This is a genomic window from Cupriavidus sp. WS, from assembly GCF_000395345.1.
GTDB lineage: Bacteria > Pseudomonadota > Gammaproteobacteria > Burkholderiales > Burkholderiaceae > Cupriavidus > Cupriavidus basilensis_B.
On the sequence record NZ_AQPL01000565.1, the window covers coordinates 1 to 1,270 of the forward strand.

At 71.7% G+C, this 1,270-nt stretch carries 2 protein-coding genes; both read left to right on the forward strand.

From position 1 onward, the window contains the following. Nucleotides 1–369: 369 nt before the first annotated feature. Nucleotides 370–669 (forward strand): Asp-tRNA(Asn)/Glu-tRNA(Gln) amidotransferase subunit GatC, encoded by a 300-nt coding sequence (gatC, locus tag K206_RS0134610; RefSeq protein ID WP_020206850.1) that lies wholly within the window; start codon nt 370–372, stop codon nt 667–669. 99 nt (nt 670–768) lie between these two features. Beyond that, nucleotides 769–1,270, forward strand: a 502-nt coding sequence (locus K206_RS40200; protein WP_255359671.1) for an amidase, incomplete at its 3' end; no start/stop codon positions are given.

Consider the following 1,270-nt stretch of genomic DNA (forward strand, 5'->3'; position numbering starts at 1 on the left):
GGCGGGCGGCGGGCCGTGCCGCGGGCGCCGCCGCGGGCATTGCCGCCGACGCTGCCACGCGCGTTGCCGTGGACCTTGCCGCAGACGTTACCGAAAAAGCGCCGGCGAACGCGGTTCCGCACCAATGTGACGAAGGCGCTGCCAGGGAATGGCAACGCGCAATGATACCTTATAATTCCCCCTGTTTCGGGGGCTTCTGCCTCGAAAAAACGTGTAACTTTGACGATTCCGGGGCGCTCCCGGCAGCACTCGCCCCGCCCGCCCAGGCGGCGCCTGCCTTGCCTCCCGCTGCCGCCTCCGCGCCCGGACCCGCTTCCCCGATCTCGCAGCCGATTTCGCCGTTTTCCGCATCGACACCGAACCCTAGCCATGGCTCTCGACCTATCCGACGTCAAGCGCATCGCCCACCTTGCCCGCATCGAGATCAACGATGACGAAGCAGGGCACACGCTGGTGCAGCTCAATCAATTCTTCTCGCTGGTCGAACAGATGCAGGCGGTCGACACCACCGGCATGGAGCCGCTGGCGCACCCGCTGTCGGCGGTGCGCGAGATGTCGCAGCGCCTGCGCGACGACACCGTGACCGAGACCGACCGGCGCGACGACTACCAGCGCCCCGCGCCGGCCACCGAAGGCGGCCTGTACCTGGTGCCCAAGGTCATCGAATAAGCGGGCGGGCGCCCGCCGCCCGGCCACCGAACCCGCCGCTGCGTCGCGCCGCCCCTGCGCCGCGCGCCGGCAGCCACCCTGCCAAGCCATACGACCGACATGTCCTTTTCCGCAACTTCAGTGACCTCCCTGCGCCAGCTCGCCGACGCGCTGGCGGCCCGCACCGTCTCCGCCGAGGAGCTGGCGCGCGACTACCTGGGCCGCATCGAGCGGGCCGCCGCGCTCAACGCCTTCGTCGACGTCAACCCCGAACTCACGCTGGCGCAGGCGCGCGCGGCCGACGCGCGCCGCGCGCGCGGCGAGGCCGGCCCGCTGACCGGCGTGCCGGTCGCCCACAAGGACGTGTTCGTCACGCGCGGCTGGCGCGCCACCGCCGGCTCGCGCATGCTGGCCGATTACGAAAGCCCGTTCGACGCCACCGTGGTCGAGCGCCTCGCCGCCGCCGGCATGGTCACGCTGGGCAAGACCAACATGGACGAGTTCGCGATGGGCTCGTCCAACGAGAACTCGCACTTCGGCCCGGTCAGGAACCCGTGGGACCCGGCGCGCGTGCCGGGCGGCTCCTCGGGCGGCTCGGCCGCGGCCGTGGCGGCCGGCCTGG

What these genes read in the sequence shown, in the direction of transcription:
- gatC (WP_020206850.1), top strand. Translation starts at nt 370, where the DNA reads ATGGCTCTCGACCTATCCGACGTCAAGCGCATCGCCCACCTTGCCCGC.